Origin of the sequence: Paenibacillus sp. FSL R10-2199 (assembly GCF_038000235.1) — a bacterium.
Classification (GTDB): domain Bacteria; phylum Bacillota; class Bacilli; order Paenibacillales; family Paenibacillaceae; genus Paenibacillus_AQ; species Paenibacillus_AQ phytohabitans.
On record NZ_JBBOBO010000001.1, the window covers coordinates 4362705 to 4378502 of the forward strand.

At 50.2% G+C, this 15798-nt stretch carries 22 protein-coding genes; 21 read left to right on the top strand and 1 reads right to left on the bottom strand.

Translation table 11 applies throughout. The features are described from left to right. The first annotated feature begins 1 nt into the window (after position 1). From NYE33_RS18830 to NYE33_RS18885, 12 genes are all read left to right on the top strand, one after another. On the top strand, positions 2-1153 hold the full coding sequence (locus NYE33_RS18830; protein WP_341068707.1) for a thiolase family protein: 1152 nt from the start codon (positions 2-4) through the stop codon (positions 1151-1153). Next, on the top strand, positions 1150-1524 hold the full coding sequence (locus NYE33_RS18835) for an FAS1-like dehydratase domain-containing protein (protein WP_042138311.1): 375 nt from the start codon (positions 1150-1152) through the stop codon (positions 1522-1524). The genes NYE33_RS18830 and NYE33_RS18835 overlap by 4 nt, the downstream gene beginning before the upstream one ends. Before the next feature lies 1 nt (position 1525). Next, a complete protein-coding gene (locus NYE33_RS18840) occupies positions 1526-1879 on the top strand; it encodes a MaoC/PaaZ C-terminal domain-containing protein (protein WP_341066985.1) in 354 nt (117 codons plus the stop codon). Then, entirely contained in the window at positions 1876-2712 is an 837-nt protein-coding gene (locus tag NYE33_RS18845) for an SDR family NAD(P)-dependent oxidoreductase (protein WP_341066987.1), read from the top strand. Before NYE33_RS18840 ends, NYE33_RS18845 begins: the two co-directional genes overlap by 4 nt. Then, on the top strand, positions 2699-3499 hold the full coding sequence (locus NYE33_RS18850) for an ATP-binding cassette domain-containing protein (protein ID WP_341066990.1): 801 nt from the start codon (positions 2699-2701) through the stop codon (positions 3497-3499). Before NYE33_RS18845 ends, NYE33_RS18850 begins: the two co-directional genes overlap by 14 nt. After that, positions 3484-4344, top strand: a complete 861-nt coding sequence (locus NYE33_RS18855) for an ATP-binding cassette domain-containing protein (RefSeq protein WP_341066991.1) — start codon at positions 3484-3486, stop codon at positions 4342-4344. Before NYE33_RS18850 ends, NYE33_RS18855 begins: the two co-directional genes overlap by 16 nt. After that, positions 4334-5122 carry an energy-coupling factor transporter transmembrane component T family protein gene (locus NYE33_RS18860; protein WP_042138303.1) on the top strand — a complete coding sequence of 263 codons (789 nt, stop codon included), beginning with the start codon at positions 4334-4336 and terminating at the stop codon, positions 5120-5122. Before NYE33_RS18855 ends, NYE33_RS18860 begins: the two co-directional genes overlap by 11 nt. Before the next feature lie 143 nt (positions 5123-5265). Beyond that, complete coding sequence (locus tag NYE33_RS18865; protein WP_042138301.1) at positions 5266-5508, top strand: hypothetical protein; 243 nt, start codon at positions 5266-5268, stop codon at positions 5506-5508. A 170-nt stretch (positions 5509-5678) separates the two neighbouring features. Beyond that, entirely contained in the window at positions 5679-6590 is a 912-nt protein-coding gene (locus NYE33_RS18870) for an aminoglycoside phosphotransferase family protein (protein ID WP_042138299.1), read from the top strand. A 161-nt stretch (positions 6591-6751) separates the two neighbouring features. Further along, entirely contained in the window at positions 6752-8308 is a 1557-nt protein-coding gene (locus NYE33_RS18875) for an ABC-F family ATP-binding cassette domain-containing protein (protein WP_042138297.1), read from the top strand. A 115-nt stretch (positions 8309-8423) separates the two neighbouring features. Further along, on the top strand, positions 8424-9545 hold the full coding sequence (locus NYE33_RS18880) for a PTS transporter subunit EIIC (protein WP_341066994.1): 1122 nt from the start codon (positions 8424-8426) through the stop codon (positions 9543-9545). A 98-nt stretch (positions 9546-9643) separates the two neighbouring features. Then, positions 9644-10141: a YcxB family protein gene (locus NYE33_RS18885; protein WP_042138293.1), complete on the top strand. Its 498-nt coding sequence runs from the start codon at positions 9644-9646 to the stop codon at positions 10139-10141. A gap of 80 nt (positions 10142-10221) precedes the next feature. On the opposite strand, the gene NYE33_RS18890 is transcribed toward NYE33_RS18885, so the two are convergent. Further along, the gene (locus NYE33_RS18890) at positions 10222-10593 is read right to left on the bottom strand and encodes an iron chaperone (protein ID WP_076243224.1); all 372 of its coding nucleotides are present in this window, start codon (positions 10591-10593) and stop codon (positions 10222-10224) included. 202 nt (positions 10594-10795) lie between these two features. On the opposite strand from NYE33_RS18890, the gene NYE33_RS18895 reads away from it, so the two are divergent. The 9 genes from NYE33_RS18895 to NYE33_RS18935 all read left to right on the top strand — a co-directional run bounded on the left by NYE33_RS18895 (position 10796) and on the right by NYE33_RS18935 (position 15734). Beyond that, entirely contained in the window at positions 10796-11263 is a 468-nt protein-coding gene (locus NYE33_RS18895) for a hypothetical protein (protein WP_042138291.1), read from the top strand. Continuing rightward, on the top strand, positions 11254-11718 hold the full coding sequence (locus tag NYE33_RS18900) for a GNAT family N-acetyltransferase (RefSeq protein WP_042138290.1): 465 nt from the start codon (positions 11254-11256) through the stop codon (positions 11716-11718). Before NYE33_RS18895 ends, NYE33_RS18900 begins: the two co-directional genes overlap by 10 nt. A gap of 46 nt (positions 11719-11764) precedes the next feature. Continuing rightward, positions 11765-12157 (top strand): VOC family protein, encoded by a 393-nt coding sequence (locus tag NYE33_RS18905; RefSeq protein ID WP_042138287.1) that lies wholly within the window; start codon positions 11765-11767, stop codon positions 12155-12157. A 66-nt stretch (positions 12158-12223) separates the two neighbouring features. After that, on the top strand, positions 12224-12856 hold the full coding sequence (locus tag NYE33_RS18910; RefSeq protein WP_341066996.1) for a pyridoxamine 5'-phosphate oxidase family protein: 633 nt from the start codon (positions 12224-12226) through the stop codon (positions 12854-12856). 21 nt (positions 12857-12877) lie between these two features. Then, positions 12878-13501: a class I SAM-dependent methyltransferase gene (locus NYE33_RS18915; protein ID WP_341066999.1), complete on the top strand. Its 624-nt coding sequence runs from the start codon at positions 12878-12880 to the stop codon at positions 13499-13501. Positions 13502-13511: 10 nt separating this feature from the next. Beyond that, positions 13512-13613, top strand: a complete 102-nt coding sequence (locus NYE33_RS18920; RefSeq protein WP_341067001.1) for an HAD hydrolase-like protein — start codon at positions 13512-13514, stop codon at positions 13611-13613. Between the two features lie 56 nt (positions 13614-13669). Further along, positions 13670-13846, top strand: a complete 177-nt coding sequence (locus tag NYE33_RS18925; protein WP_341067003.1) for a hypothetical protein — start codon at positions 13670-13672, stop codon at positions 13844-13846. A gap of 311 nt (positions 13847-14157) precedes the next feature. After that, on the top strand, positions 14158-14943 hold the full coding sequence (locus NYE33_RS18930) for a hypothetical protein (RefSeq protein ID WP_336101832.1): 786 nt from the start codon (positions 14158-14160) through the stop codon (positions 14941-14943). 422 nt (positions 14944-15365) lie between these two features. Further along, complete coding sequence (locus NYE33_RS18935) at positions 15366-15734, top strand: MerR family transcriptional regulator (protein WP_171716163.1); 369 nt, start codon at positions 15366-15368, stop codon at positions 15732-15734. Positions 15735-15798 lie beyond the last annotated feature (64 nt).

The following is a 15798-nucleotide window of genomic DNA, read 5'->3' on the forward strand; positions in this document are numbered from 1 at the left end:
AATCAAAGAGGCCGTGCTGGTTATGGCCAGGCGTACACCTGTCGGCAAAATCGGTGGACAGCTAAGCACGCTTGAACCGGAGCAGCTGCTTGCCCCGCTGATTCGCCTCCTCGTTACTGAAGCACAGCTGCCGCCGGAATGGATTGATGATGTTATCATCGGCAATGTAGTGGGACCTGGCGGGAATATTGCCCGTAAGTCTGTGCTTGAAGCAGGATTGCCTGTTACGGTACCGGGAGTCACAGTCGACCGTCAATGCGGTTCAGGGCTTGAAGCCATCATCATGGCGGCCCGCCTCGTTCAGAGCGGTGCCGGAGAGATATTCCTGGCAGGCGGAGCCGAGAGTGTAAGCCGGGCGCCTTGGCGAATGTTCAGACCCGGCACGCTGGCGGGGACGCCAACCCTATATACACGCGCACCGTTCACACCCATTGCTTACGGAGATCCTGACATGGGGCTTGCTGCAGAGAATGTGGCGTCCAAATACGGGATTACCCGTGAAGCGCAGGATCTGTATGCGCTGGAGAGCCACCTTAAAGCCGTCCGGGCTCAAAGTACAGGCAGATATGTACCGGAGCTTGTACCGCTGCAATTCAACGGTTTACGGATTGCAGAGGATGAATGTCCGAGACCGGATACAAGCCTGGGGAAGCTGCGCAGCCTGCCGCCTGTATTTGCGGAGAATGGCACTGTGACTGCCGGGAATGCCTGTCCTATTAATGACGGTGCCGCTCTGGTGCTCATCATGTCGCGTGACAAGTGTGAACAGCTTAACCTGACGCCCATCCTCCGTTTTGTTGACTCTCAGGCTGCCGGAGTGGACCCCCGTTATCCGGGGATCGGACCGGTTCCGGCGGTCCGGAAACTGTTATGCCGCCAGGGTCTGACCATCGGAGATGTGGATATCGTTGAATTTAATGAAGCTTTTGCCGCTCAGGTATTAGCATCACTGCAGGAGCTTCAGCTTCCAGCGGATAAGGTTAATCCCGGTGGAGGCGCGTTAGCTCTGGGTCATCCTTACGGCGCATCCGGTGCGATCCTTATGACGCGTCTATATTCGGAGATGCTGCAGACCCCCTACAAACGGGGGATAGCTACACTTGGCATTGGCGGCGTGATGGGGCTGGCCGTTCTGATGGAGGCGGTTATATGAACAAGATCCGCTTTCAGGTTCAGCTCACGACGGGAAATATCGTGCAGTATGCACACAGCATAGCTTCGCCCCTACAGAGAATAGGAGGAGCAGCCGTTGCTCCTTCGACTATGCCGGTCACATTCTGGAAGACAGCAGATGTCCCCTGGCTTCCCCTGAAAGCGGCAATGATTCACGGAACGCAGCAGTTTACTTATCATGCTCCGCTGATGGCGGGTATGAATTTGGAGTGCGAACTAACCTTACTTGCTGTAGAGCACAAAAACGGCCGGAGCGGCGTGCTGACTTTCTATACCCATTCTCTATTCTGCTGTCACCGGGGCAGCCCCATCGCTGTAGCAGAAACCGTCTTGATCGGGAGAGGTGAATGATATGAGAATCAGGATTTCTGAGGCGGATATCCGGCAATATGCTGCTGTCACCAAGGATGAGGCAGCGATTCATCTGAATGCCGCAGCCGCAAGAGAAGCGGGTTACGAAGCTCCCATTGCCCATGGAATGTACATCATGGGGCTGGCGCAGTCTTTATATATGAAAGAACACCTCTCCCATTGGATTCAGTCCATTACTATGCGGTTTGAGAAGCCGTGTGTTCAAGGCTCAGCCGTATGCTTCCGGTATAACGATTTGAAGCATGATCAGATCCAGGTAACGGTAGTGACAGATCACGGGGAAATCATCGCTAAAGGCTCTTTTTGCGTTGTAAAGGGGATCATGGATATATGAAGACGGTATTGATTACAGGGGCAACCAGAGGGATTGGACGAAGCATGGCTATTGAACTGGGACGCTGCGGATATCAGGTCGCCGTTAATGGTTTAAATGGCGAGAGTGTTAAGCAAGTAGTCGAGGACATCCGGGGGACAGGCGGCTTCGCGGAGGGATTCTGTGCCAATGTTGCCGATCCCGCTGCCGTTACGGCAATGATGGACGAAGTGGCCGGGAAGATGGGTTCCCTGGATATTTTAATTCATAACGCCGGCATTCTTCATGACCGCAGATGTGAGTTCATGACGGATCTGGAGTGGCAGGCTGTCCTCGGCGTTCATTTGAATGGGGCATTCTACTGCATCCGGCGTGCAATTGCCCATCTGAGCCGGCACGGAGGCGATATTCTGCTGATGACCTCAACCGCGGGACTCACCGGTTCGGCGGGGCAGGTCAATTACAGTGCGGCCAAGGCCGGACTTCTCGGGATGCTGTGGACGCTTGCCGATGAACTGAAGACCAAGCGGATCAGGGTTAACGGCATTGCTCCTGCTGCCTTAACCGATATGACCCTGCCGGTTGTTCAACATTTGACAGAAAAATATGCACAGCTTAATGAGCCGCTTCCTGAGGCGTGGAGCTTGGGTGAAGCGGACGATGTGGCCCGGTTCGTGCGTGCGCTTCTGGATCACAAGGACCCGGAGCTGACGGGGCAAGTGTTCGGCATTAACGGACAGCAGATTACACCTTGGGAGAAGCCACGGCCGCTTGCTACAGTCACTTCTGCGCCGGAAGATTTTTTTGAATTAAGGAAACAGCGGAGGGAGCGTGGGGCAGATGCTTACTTTTGATCAGGTCGATTATTATTACCGGAGCGGGAATCCGGTTCTTCGCCAGCTAAGCTTTGGAATCCGCCAAGGTGAATTTCTCTCCATCATTGGAGGGAACGGAAGCGGAAAGTCCACGCTCGCCAAGTTAATGAACGGGCTACTGCAGCCAAGAGAAGGACAAGCAATGCTGGACCGTTTGAATACACGGACTCCTGATGACCTTGGGAAGATTCGGGAGCAGGCCGGACTGGTATTTCAAAATCCCGACGATCAGTTCATCACAACCTCTGTTCTGGATGAAGTGATATTCGGACTGGAGAATCTGCGCGTGCCGAGAGCTGATATGGCCGGGCGGGCGAATATGGCTCTGCAAGCAGTTCACATGGAAGATTATGCGGAAGCCATGCCGCATCAACTGTCAGGCGGCCAGAAACAGCGGGTTGCGGTTGCTGCTGTTGTGGCAATGGAACCTTCGATAATCATCTTTGATGAAGCGACCTCCATGCTCGATCCGCAGGGAAGAAGAGACATCCTCGAGCTGATGAACTCCCTTCACCGGCAGGGTAAGACCATTATTCAGATCACGCATCATATGGATGAGATTCTTTCCTCTGACCGTGTTCTGCTTCTGAGCAGAGGAGAAATTGCTTTTGACGGATCACCCTCCGCCTTGTTTAGCAGCGTATCCATTACAGAGCATCAGATCTCTCCCCCTTTTGCGGTAAGACTGCATCAAGCGCTCGGATTAAATGCCCCCCTGCGTGCGGACTGGAAGGAGACAGTGTCTGCCTTATGGCCTTCGAGTTAAATGACGTAAGTGTAAAGTTGAACGGGGTAGAGATTCTTCAATCCGTAAGCTGCACGCTTCAGGAGGGGAAATGGATTTCGGTGACTGGCCATACCGGAGCAGGGAAATCCACCTTTGCCAAAGTAATAAAGGGGCTGGTTCCTTTCTACAGAGGCGAATATACGCATGACCGCCAACCTCTGCCCAGGGACAGTAAAGGGAATACGAAGGCCGTCCCACAGATCGGTTATGTATTTCAATATCCGGAGCAGCAGCTTTTCGCAACGACGGTTTATAGGGAGCTGGCCTTTGCTCTTACTGTGAAGGGGGAATCACCAGGGAAAGTGGAAGCAGCAGTCAAGACGGTTATGGAGCAGCTGGGACTCCCGGCGGATCTTCTCCAGGAGAAGCCGTTCCAGCTTAGCGGGGGGCTTAAGCGGCTTGTCGCTGTCGCTTCCGTGCTGATTACGGAGCCGGAGCTCCTTATTCTGGATGAGCCCACCGCCGGACTTGATTCCGTGCACAGGACAGCGCTGCTGAGACAGCTCAAGGCATGGCAGAGGGAGAAGAACCGGACAGTACTGCTCATCTCTCATCAGCTTGAGGAGGTTGCCGACTATTCGGACGAGGTGATGGTCTTCCAGAAGGGACGTTTATTAGCCCATTTGGAGGCGGATGAGTTATTTCTGAAGCGTGCAGCTTTGTTGGAGCATGCCGGGTTGCCTCTGCCGGAGCCTATACAGCTCTTAAGATTCATTGAGGGGATTTCCGGACGGACTCTTAAACCGGCGAGTTGCAGGGAAGAAGATATTATGCAGCTGGTGAGGAACGTCTGGAAGTCAAGAGGTCTTCATCATGAAGGATAACATCCTGCTGGGCCAGTATATCCCTTCAGATTCAGTACTCCACCGGCTAGACCCCCGTACCAAGCTGTTAAGCATGCTAACCTTTACAATTTGCTCTCTTTTACTCAATAATTATGGCGGATTTGCTATAGCAACTGTCTTTGCGGGAAGCCAGATGCTGTTGTCCCGGGTTCCGGTACGGATGTTTCTTAGAGGATTAAAGCCGGTTGCGCTCCTCTTGTCCTTTACTTTTGCCTACCATCTCTTCAATACCAGCGGGGTACCGCTCTGGCCGGGTTCGGCCGTTCAAGTGACAGAAGAAGGAATAGAGAAGGGCCTCTTTGTTGTCTGGCGTATTCTCTTGCTCGTGTCGCTTGCTTCGCTGCTGACCTTGACGACCAAGCCGCTGGATCTGGCAAAAGGCCTGGAGCAACTGTGCAAGCCGCTATCCCGCCGGGGCGTTCCGGTTGAGGCTACTGCATTGATGCTCGTGATTGCAGTCCGCTTTATCCCGACAATTATTCAAGAGCTGGACCGCATTATGCTGGCGCAAAGAGCCAGAGGGTATGACATTATAGCGTTCAAAGGCCATAAGCGGGTGTTTGCATATTTGTCATTGGTGGTTCCCCTGCTAATAACAACGGTTCAACGGGCAGAGCAGCTGGCAATGACGATCGATGCAAGAGCCTATGGGAACGGGAAGGGCCGTACTTCTTATAGAGAGCTAAGATTATCGCGAATCGATTATACCGCCGGGGGAGTCACGCTTGCTTACGTGCTGCTGCTTCTGTACCTGTAGCATGACCAGAGAACTTGATTAGAGCTTAATTAACTTCAATTCCGTATAGTTTATGTATAACGAATCCCTCCCTTAATCTGGCAATGGTTGCATGATATAATGAGCTTGCGATTATTCAGACCGAAGGAACAGAGGGGGAAGAAATGTATCTGCACAAAGGGAACCTGTTCATCCGGGATGCGGCTATAGGCGATGCAAAGCTGTTATGCGGCTGGTGGAACGACGGGGAGATTATGGCGCATGCCGGGTTTCCTAACGGGATAGGCACTACTGAACAAGAGGTACGAAGCAAACTGCAGAGCGGGGCGGACACGGAACGGCGAGGCCGATTGATCCTGGAGATCAGCGGTGTTATATCACATAATCATCCTCGATACCAATCTTAAGAACATCAGAGCACAGCATGTATATGAGAAACTCGGCTTCCGGAAAATTGCGGTGCGAACGGATGCGTGTACAGATCAGCTTGGAGAAAGGCAGAGTTTTATCGATTATGAGTTGACCCAAGCGGAATGGAGAGCAGACTGGCTACATTGCTGAAAGGAGCCGTTGCGGCATGATTGTAATACCTGAACCTTTTACCAAAAGAATGCACGAACTCTATGGTAAGCAGGGCGTAGCATGGGCGGAGGCGCTGCCTGATCTGATTACCGACTGTGCAGACCGCTTCGGCTTTAGTCCGGAAGCTCCCTTTTCCAATTTATCCTATAACTTTGTACTCCGGGCAAAGCTCAGTAACGGGAAGCCGGCAGTCCTAAAATTATCCTTCATGAAGGAGGAGCTTTCTAAGGAAGTTAGTGTGCTTCGAGCCTATGAGGGCAGGGGGGCGATTCATGTACTGGATGCAGATGAGGACTGGGGTGTGGCCCTGCTGGAAGGAGCCGACCCCGGCACACCGTTGTCGGCCATTGAGGATGATGCGAAGGCGACGAATATCTTTTGTGAGGTATTTCAGCGCCTTCAGCTTCCTGCACCAGCCGGCAGCCGGTACCCGTCTATGAAGCAGCACTTCGCGGCCATAGAGCGATACCGTGAGCGGTTCGGCGATGGAGAAACTGCAGCGCCGCTGCCTGAGAGCTGGGTGGAGAATGCCGAAGAATGTCTGGTGTATCTCATTAACACCACGGAAGAGAATTTTCTGCTGCACGGTGATCTGCATCATGACAACATCCTCCGCCAAGGAGAAGAGCAATGGGTTGTTATTGATCCTAAGGGCATCATCGGTGACATTCATTTTGATACTGTCCAGTATCTGCTTAACTATATGGATCGGGGTGGTGATTGCGAGCAGGTACTACGGGGCCGGATTGCCATTATGGCCGAACGCCTTGGCCTGGACCCCCGCCGAATCGCGATGTGGGGCGTGGTACGAGGCGTGCTTGAGGCATGCTGGACGATTGAAGGCGGACGGACAGATTGGCACAGAGGTATCCAGTTAACAGAGCTTTTCGCCAAATGCCTGGATTGAGCCAAGAACTATACTTATGTTCCAAGTGAAGTCAAAGCGTAAGCAGACACTAACCTCATGTTAGTGTTTTTTCGCCTTTTTTTGCAAACCGTCTGGAGTTGTGGCGCTTTAGCCTTTATAATATGACGAGAATATAGAATAAAGGAAAAGGTGTTAATTTCATGAGCATATTAAATGTAGAAAAGCTGAGTCACGGGTTCGGAGACCGGGCCATATTCACCGATGTATCCTTCCGCCTGCTGAAGGGCGAGCATATCGGTCTGATTGGTGCCAATGGTGAAGGTAAATCGACCTTCATGAATATCATTACCGGCAAGCTGCAGCCGGACGAAGGCAAGGTGGAATGGGCGAAACGCATGCGCGCCGGTTATCTGGATCAGCATGCTGTACTTCAGCAGGGACAATCCATCCGTGATGTTCTGCGCGGAGCCTTCCAATATCTGTTCGATATGGAACAAGAGATGAACGATATGTACGGCAAGATGGGCGAGGTCACCCCGGAGGAGCTGGAGCAGCTGCTGGAGGACGTTGGAACGATTCAGGACATGCTGACCAGCCAGGATTTCTATATGATCGATGCCAAAATCGATGAAACGGCCCGCGGACTGGGTCTTACCGACATCGGTCTGGACAAAGACGTTAACGATCTCAGCGGCGGTCAACGGACCAAGGTTCTGCTGGCTAAGCTGCTGCTGGAGAAGCCGGACATCCTGCTGCTCGATGAGCCTACGAACTATCTGGATGAACAGCATATCAACTGGCTGAAGCGTTATTTGCTGGATTACGAGAATGCCTTCATTCTTATTTCGCATGACATTCCGTTCCTGAACAGCGTAATTAACCTGATCTATCATATGGAGAATCAGTCGCTGTCACGTTATGTGGGCGATTATGAGTATTTCCAGCAGGTATATGAAGCGAAGAAATCGCAGCTGGAATCGGCCTTCAAACGCCAGCAGCAGGAAATCGCCGATCTGAAGGACTTCGTTGCGCGCAATAAGGCCAGCGTAGCTACCCGGAATATGGCAATGTCCCGGCAGAAGAAGCTGGATAAGATGGATGTCATCGAGATTGCCAAGGAGAAGCCGAAGCCGCAATTTAACTTCAAGCAGGGCCGGACCTCCGGCAAGGTGATTTTTGAAGCGAAGGATCTGGTGATCGGCTACGATTCCCCATTGTCCAGACCTCTTGATCTGAGCATGGAGCGGGGACAGAAGATTGCCCTTGTAGGTGCGAACGGGATCGGTAAAACGACGCTGCTGCGCAGCATTCTCGGCCAGATTCAAGCCATTTCAGGCTCGGTGAGACTCGGGGATCTGCTGGAGATCGGTTATTTCGAACAGGAAATGAAGGAATCGAATTACAACACCTGTATTGAAGAGATCTGGAACGAGTTCCCGTCCTACTCCCAATTTGAAATCCGGGCGGCACTGGCCAAATGCGGCCTGACGACCAAGCATATCGAGAGCAAGATTGCGGTCTTAAGCGGCGGCGAGAAAGCCAAAGTACGTTTGTGCAAGCTGATCAACCGTGATAGCAACCTGCTTGTACTGGATGAGCCTACCAACCATCTCGATGTAGATGCCAAGGAAGAGCTGCAGCGTGCGCTCAAAGCTTATAAAGGCAGCATCCTGCTGATTTCCCATGAACCTGAATTTTACCGCGATATCGTGACGGATATCTGGAACTGCGAATCGTGGACGACAAAAGTATTTTAAAAAGCCGGCAATAATGCCGGTCTAACTGTGACCCGTAAGAGGACAGCTTTGAACAAAGTGCCCCTTCTTACGGGTCATTTATGTCAAGAAGTTAGTATAGGTTCAGGAGGAACATATGGAAGAGAAACATGAGGAAATACCTGTGAAGCAAGTCAGGAGAAGTATTGTCAATGTCATCATTGACGGCATTTCCGGAATCTTTCTTCCAATCGTTAATATTCTGAGTGCGGCAGGCATTATGAAGGGTTTACTCGCCGGCGCGGCTGCACTGGAAATCATCAGCAAGACAGAAGGCACGTATACGGTGCTCAATGCGATGGCGGACAGTCTGTTCTACTATCTCCCGCTGCTGCTTGCCTTTACAGCCGCCCGCAAATTCGGGGCTAACCCTTTTACTGCCGTTGTGATTGCCGGGGTGCTGCTGTACCCGAGCCTGACCACGCTGTTTGACAACCAGGAAATCATACATTTTCTCGGGATGAGTATTACTCCCGTTAACTATCCTTCGAGCGCCATTCCGATCATCCTTGCGGTAGGCCTCTTAGTGTATGTAGAACGATTCTGCGTTAAAATATTGCCTGAGGTGATCCGGGAGTTTTTTACACCGTTGATCTCGATTGTGACGGTGTCCGCTGTGACACTGCTGGTGTTCGGTCCAATTGGCTCACTTGCCGGAGACATGCTTGCTGAAGGATACCGCTCTGTATACAACCTCAGTTCGGTAGGGGCGGGAATGGTGCTTGGCGCGATTATTCAACCGATGGTTATCTTCGGATTGCACTGGAGTCTGGTACCGCTGGCAATCAACAATATCAGCGTACATGGCTCGGATACCATCCTCGCGCTGATGGGACCAGCCGCCTTCGCGCAGGCAGGAGCGGCGCTCGCCGTGTTCATCAAAGCCAAGGACAAGAAGTTCAAAACCTTATGCTTGTCCGCGTCCATTTCGGCCTTGTTCGGAGTGACCGAGCCCGCGATGTTCGGTGTGAACCTGCCCTTGCGCAAGCCGATGGTCATTGTCTGCTGCGCGGGAGCGATCGGGGGCGGAATGGTCGGCCTATCCGGCTCGTCGGCGATTTCTTTCGCTTTTCCGGGCTTGGCGACTTTACCCGCTTATCTGGGGGACGGATTCGTCGGCTTCCTGCTCGCCTGCATGACTGGATTTCTGATCGCGCTGGCTGCTACGCTGTTCGTGAAGCTGGGACCGGTGCCGGCGGTGGAGCCTAGCTCCAAGTAGATTGCAGAAGGCACCAAGCTATCTTATCCGCTATGGGTTTCGTGTAATGAATGCTATACTACTAGAGGTTATTAAGTGAACAGATAAAGGGTGACAAGATGGAGAAAATCAGCTTTCATTACGGAAAACATATTCAAAAGGTTGCGCGGGCACTATATTTCCATTCGTGGAAATCTATTCTCTCCATTGGGGTTCAAGCGGTGTTTGTAGCCGTTTGTATGATTCTATATGTTAAGAACGAATCGATCATACTCCTCGGGATATCGATAACACTTGTGCTTACGATCGCTATGTCGATGGTTATGCGTACCTTGCTGCTGCCAAAGATCCTGTCGGCAGATACAAGGTACAACAAGGAATTCGAATATTTGTTCGATGCAGAAGGGATCAACTTCAGCCCGGAAGTAGATCAGTCCATCATGAAATGGGGCTCCTTCACCCGGGTGTGGGAGAATAAAGGCTATTACTTATTGTTCCATGGTCAGCAGGAATACTGGTTCATTGCTAAGCAATCGTTCGAGGATGCAGCACAAGAGAATAAATTCAGAGCTTATGTATCGGATCACCGCAAGATTGTCACTGGGGTTATCCTGTAAAAAATGATATGTCATACGATGGACGTGCTATCCTGCACGTCCTTTTTTCTTGGCTGATCCCGGTGTTTCATCCCTGGCTTCTATGCCCGCCAAAAAGTTGTACAGTCAGCCTTATCCGCAATGTTGTACTCGATCATTTGTCTGAGTATGGTGTAATCAACCGGGCTCGTCCATTTCATACGCACCAGCAGCTTGGTATGATCTAAGCCAGCCTGCTTAATGGCATCGGCAAAATGATCCATTCCCGCCTTCTCGGGGGCAACCGCTATATGCGCTTTGGATACACTGAAGCCGATAATATAGGTTCCGTGATCGGTGAACATCGGCTGATTCCAGGCGATTTTCGGCGTTAATTGGGGAAATTCCTGGATCACCCAAGCCAGTACCTCTTCCGTCGCAGCGCGGTGTACCGGATTATCGATTTTAGCTAAATACTCTGCAAACTCTTCCACGGCTGTCCCTCCTGATCTGTAATCACTCTCATGCCATCTATCTTATAGTTTCGTACCCGGTTAGTCAAAAAAATGAATACACAAATTAAGGGATTCGCCTATCCGTCAAAGAATGTTACGACAGAGTGCTGCATACCATCTTTTACCTGTATTATAATAAGAATCCAATAGATTTTTATTATGAACGTAGTGGGGGAAGTGAATGGAAAAGTTGATCACACATCAAGGCAAACGTCCTGCTGAAATTGGGGTGACGATAAGCTTTACTTTACTGATATTATCCTGGCTATACTTATTAATAATATATAATAGAACTAACCGATTTGATCTTTTCTTGTTTTATTTACTCATCATAATATCAGGTGGAATTATCATGGGGATATTAATTTATCGCTTGTTGACATGTCGCAGAGTGTTCGTCATTGAGATTAAACCTGAAGCCCTTCAGATCAAGAATATTGAGATAGAAGCGGGCAAGGTTAAGAAGATTTTTATCAAAGGATACTTTAAGCCCGTAATCGCGGTTAAGCCCAAAGCTAATTTGCTGGTGCCGTACAAGTACTGCTTCTGTTTCTCAGCCAAAGAGGATCAAGGGATAAAGGACCTGAAGGAATGGGCAGATCAGCATCAGATTGAAGTGTTGCACAAACGGTTTACGCGATGGCTGTAGTTATTAGACCATTAACACAGCTTCAAGCTGAAGATATTGCATACCATTGGCATTATGCAGGTGAATATTCTTTTTATGATATGGATGCAGACGAGGATGATTTAATCGAATTCCTGGACCCGGCCGGACGTGGGGATCATACATACGCTGTATCGCAAGACGATGAGTTTATAGGGTATTTTACTGTTCAGCCGGTTGAGGGTAACATTTGTGATATAGGTTTAGGCATGAGACCCGATCTAACCGGGCGTGGCGCAGGGCAAGCTTTCCTGAAGTCGGTGCTGCATTATGTTACTGTGAATTTCCATCCTGAACGGATAACGCTGGCTGTAGCAACCTTTAATGCGAGGGCTATCAAAGTGTATTTAAAAGCCGGATTTACCGCAGCAGATACCTACATGCAGAATACAAACGGAAGCACTTACGAGTTTATGAGCATGGTATACAAGTGCTAAAATCATCTGAAGAGGTAACTCTTTAAAACATAAAGGAGGCACCGCAATGAAAGTAACCGGATTTAGCCATATGACACTCAATGTTCGCGACCTGCAGACGTCCCTTGATTTCTATCATGGCATTCTCGGTATGACCTTAAGACACCGAGGCAGAACGGATGCTTATCTGGAGTGGGGAAGTGCCTGGGTCTGCCTTGTTGAACGTGCGGGTACTGAGGACCACGCAGAAGGATTTGCCGGGATGGATCATGTGGCTTTTTATATCGCAGAGAACGATTTCAATGAAGCTGTGGGCATCCTGAAGCAAAGTAATGTAACCATTGTAAGAGGCCCGATACAGCGTGGAGTAGGCTGGTCCGTTAATTTCTTGGATCCGGATGGAATCCAGCTAGAACTGCATACTTCTACCCTCGATGAGCGGATGAAGATCTGGCGCTGAGAAACGTTTCGGGTATATGATTATAGAATATATTTATAGAAGCCAAACCAGAATCGAGGACGCTAGATGAATAATCCTTTTACAGAAATTCTGACTTCAGAAGCTGAGCTTAGAGAACTCCTGGGCTATCCCAGTGAGGTGGTGAAGCGTAAATCGATCCATCATCTGGATCATAATTGCCGCAATTTAATCGCTATGTCACCGCTCTTATTCCTGTCCACCGCAGATGAACACGGCTCTTGCGATGTCTCTCCACGCGGGGATGCACCCGGATCGGTAGTGGTGCTGGATGACGGTCATTTGGTGATTCCGGAGCGGCCGGGCAACCGCAGATTTGATTCCTTGCTAAATATCCTCGCTAATCCCAATGTAGGACTAATCTTTATCATCCCGGGGCTTGAAGAGACCCTGCGGATTAACGGGCAAGCTTACGTGATCAGAGATGAGCATATTCTGGATAGGATGAAGGCCCGGGATAAACGGCCAACCTTGGGAATTGGTGTGAAGGTGGAGGAGTGCTATATGCATTGTGCCAAGGCTTTTAAAAGATCGCAGCTATGGGACAGCGGATCCTGGCCTGCCGAAAACTCGCTTCCGTCTGCTCCGGCGATTATCGCGGATCATGTGAATTCTGCCGAGTTTACTGTGGAAGTAGTCCGGCAAGGCATACAGGAGAGCTACGAGAAACGACTCTATTAATGAATGGGGTGACCGGCGCAGATGGATAAGCAGAAGCTGATCCGTATTTTTGATAAACAGGCCACAGACTATGCCCGCAAAAGAGAAGATCCCAAACAGCAACGCTGGCGCCGGAATCTTATAGGTCATGCCGAGGGGGATGTGCTTGAGCTGGCAGTGGGGGCGGGGGCTAACTTCCCTTACTATTCCCGGGAGGTCAAGATTACTGCAGCGGATTTCAGTAGTGCAATGCTTGAGAAAGCGCGGCAGGCAGCACAGCATTACCACGTGAACGCCAATTTTGTATGTGCAGATATGGAAGAAATGAGCTTCCCCGGGCAATCCTTCGATACTATTGTTTCTACGTTATCCTGTTGCAGCTATCAGAATCCCCTGGAGATGCTGAAGAAGATGAACCGCTGGTGTAAGCCGGACGGAACCATCCTGCTGATGGAGCATGGGATCAGTTCTAACTTCGTGGTGTCAACGCTGCAACGGGCACTGAATCCGCTGCTGTACCGTGTCTATGGATGCCATCACACCCGGGATATTATTGGACTGGTCCGGGCGTCCGGGATGCAGATTAGCAGGGTAGAGAGCTACTCGCTGAATATGATTCATTTGATTTGGGCCCGGCCGCAGCAGCAACTACGAACTGAACGTTAGGAGAAGTGGAATGGATAGCATTATTTTTGATCTGGATGGCACGTTATGGGATTCTTCGGATGTAGTAGTGGTGGGATGGAATAGTGTGCTCAGCTGCAGAAGTATTTCATAGACTACGAGAATCCGGGGAGAACGGGACTATCCAAGGTTGAGAACATCAAGCTGGTGATGGAGCGGAATCACTTAAGCAGTCCTGTCTATGTGGGCGATACGGAGGGAGATAGGAGGGCGGCGGAGATTACCGGGATTCCTTTTGTGTACGCAAGTTACGGATTTGGCGAAGTGAGCAGCTATGATTATGTGATTGATCGTCTGGATGGGTTCTTGGGGTTGTTTGATGAATAGTATAGGCTGGGCGAAAACACATCGGCAGAAGGATACATTTTATTAAGCACTATAGACAAATTAAGCGCTATAAACAAAATTGTTGTACGTTCTGCAACTTTGATGCTTAGATACCCGGGTACTAGGGAAGATTGTTGTATGAAATACAACAATAATTCTGCTAAGCTGCTTGGAAGAAGAGAAATCCTGCCTTTTGTACAACAATTTTGAATTTGGGCCGATTAAATCAGGATAATGTTGTATTATGTGCAGGATTTCAATAGGTGATCTTACGTTCAGCCTACATAAATCCATGGGATGATGAACAAGCTATGGATGAGGTGGTCCATATGCCATTATTAAGCAAAGGTCCGGCAATAATCTTATCCCTGTTACTCGCGCTTGCTACATCCCCCATAACTATTAATGCTCAAAATTTACCAACGTCTGGGGTCAGCAATCCCGAAGAGACCGCTAAACAAATGGAACAGCTGAAATTTCGCCTGAAGCAGCTGGAGCCGCGCGAACCCGTTACCATTATGAACTCGCCAGAGGAAGCAGCGGCTGCGGCTCACCAGCCTACAGATACAATATCCATTTCCAGAGTAATACATGAAGGCACGAGGATTCCTTTCTTTATTATAAAGAATGACCCTCTCTATCAGAGACCTGTGTACGAAAAGCACTGGCATAGCACCTATAGTGGAGGAAGATGGAGTTACATGCCTACGCGGATACAATACGCACTCCACCGGTTATTTACAACCTACGACATTGGTCTATCCAGCCAATACGATTTCCAGCAAAATGTAGGCATTCAATTCCCGCTGTTCCAGAACAAAACGGATCTGGATCTGTATATCATTGCTTTTCAAACGGAGATTACAGCTGTGTATACCAAAGGCAATCAGGTAGTTGTCACAGGTACCCCCAAACATGGTGGCGTTCAAGTCGCAACTATCAAAACAGGTGATCTGCATCCCTCTGATCTCAAGAAGGCATTGCTCATTCAGTTATCCACTCGGCAAGGTGATGAATTGGATTATTCATACATCGGCTACGCACAGCCGGATTTCTGGTCACAGCAAATACGGAAGCGAAAAGAGCGTGAAGAGTAAGAGGAGTGTAACATAGCAAGCGCCGGGAAGCGGGAGTATCCGCAGGTACCGGCGCTTGCTTTTTTATAGGAGGGTATAACTGAAATATAAACATAGCGAGAGTACACAGCGGACAAGCACATGAAGCAGATGGATATGCCCCTGAAGCACGTATCCGTTGCGAAGTGCGCAGCAAAGTAACACGATTAGCCCAAACGGTAGAAAAAGCGAAAGAAACGGTGTACAGAGCAGCGCTAATGAACCAAGAAGGTTAGCCGCTGTCAGTGATAGTTGAAGGTTCCGGCGGTTGATGATAGCGGCGGCACCCATGAGTAGTGCGTACAATACAATTAGGAGATAGATCATTCTTGTTCCTCCTTGCAGTGGGATATAATACGAGTTAATCACATGGGGTTAACCCCATGGCAAGGGGGCGGAGGAAAATGCAGATTGGAGCGTTTGTCAGAGAGATGGGGACAACGGCAGATACCGTGCGCTACTACATGGAGCTGTCTTTGCTGGCACCGGAGCTGAAGGGGAAGCGTTATTCTTTTGGAGAGAAGGAAGTCCGGGATTTCCAGGCCATCGCACAGCTGAAGCAGTGGGGCTTTGCGGTGAAGGAGATTCAATGTCTGTTCGGACATAAGGCGCAATCCGGCTGCGGGACAGCAGAGGTGCTCCGCTTCGCCCGTGACATGCTGCAGGAACGTGTGCATGCCATTGACAGCAGTATTGCGGAGCTGGGCAGGCAGCGGGAAGGGGTTCTGGTGAATCTGGCTGAGGTGGAGGCGGTGCTGGGGCGGGTGGAATAATAGTGCAACTCATGCTCATAGCTTGCGGATTGCCGGGAGAGATTTAGAAGATATCCGCTCCTCA